Raw genomic sequence first — 1,200 nt, forward strand, 5'->3', positions numbered from 1 at the left:
AAGGAGGAATTAGAAATGGCAAAGGAAAAATTTGAAAGAACTAAACCCCACGTTAATATTGGAACAATAGGACACGTAGACCACGGTAAAACAACATTAACAGCTGCAATCACAACAGTACTAGCAAACAAAGGTTATGCAGAAGCGTTTGATTATTCAGCAATAGATAAAGCACCAGAAGAAAAAGAAAGAGGAATCACAATCAATACATCACACGTTGAGTATGAAACAGATACAAGACACTATGCACACGTTGATTGTCCAGGACACGCAGACTATGTTAAGAACATGATAACAGGAGCTGCACAAATGGATGGAGCTATCTTAGTTGTATCAGCAGCAGATGGTCCAATGCCTCAAACAAGAGAGCACATACTACTAGCATCAAGAGTTGGAGTACAATACATAGTAGTATTCTTAAACAAAGCAGATATGGTAGACGATCCAGAATTACTAGAATTAGTAGAAATGGAAGTAAGAGAGTTATTAAGCGAATATGACTTCCCAGGAGATGATATTCCAATAGTAACAGGATCAGCATTAAAAGCATTAGAAAACCCAACAGATGCAGCAGCAACAGAATGTATCATGAACTTAATGGCGGAAATAGATAGCTATATTCCAACACCAGAAAGAGCAACAGATAGACCATTCTTAATGCCTGTAGAGGACGTATTCACAATAACAGGAAGAGGAACAGTAGCAACAGGAAGAGTTGAAACTGGAATTCTAAAAGTTGGAGAAGAAATCGAAATCGTTGGATTAAGCGAAGAGAAAAGAAAAACTGTATGTACAGGAGTAGAGATGTTCAGAAAACTTCTTGATCAAGCAGAAGCTGGAGATAACATCGGAGCATTATTAAGAGGAATACAAAGAACAGACATCGAAAGAGGTCAAGTACTAGCTAAACCAGGTTCAGTACACCCACACAAAAAATTCGTAGGTCAAGTATACGTACTTAAAAAAGAAGAGGGTGGAAGACATACTCCATTCTTCGATGGATACAGACCACAATTCTACTTCAGAACAACTGACGTAACAGGATCAATCAAATTACCAGAAGGAATGGAAATGGTAATGCCAGGAGATCACATCGACATGAACGTTGAATTAATAACTCAAGTAGCAATGGATGAGGGATTAAGATTCGCGATCAGAGAAGGTGGAAGAACAGTAGGTTCAGGAGTTGTTACTTCTATA

1 protein-coding gene is annotated in these 1,200 nt (G+C 38.2%); it reads left to right on the plus strand.

Going from position 1 to position 1,200, the window contains the following annotated elements:
* Positions 1-15: 15 nt before the first annotated feature.
* Positions 16-1,200, plus strand: a 1,185-nt coding sequence (gene tuf, locus BN346_RS15765; protein WP_040329875.1) for an elongation factor Tu, incomplete at its 3' end; no start/stop codon positions are given.

The organism is Clostridium ihumii AP5 (assembly GCF_000612845.1).
Lineage (GTDB): Bacteria > Bacillota > Clostridia > Clostridiales > Clostridiaceae > Clostridium_J > Clostridium_J ihumii.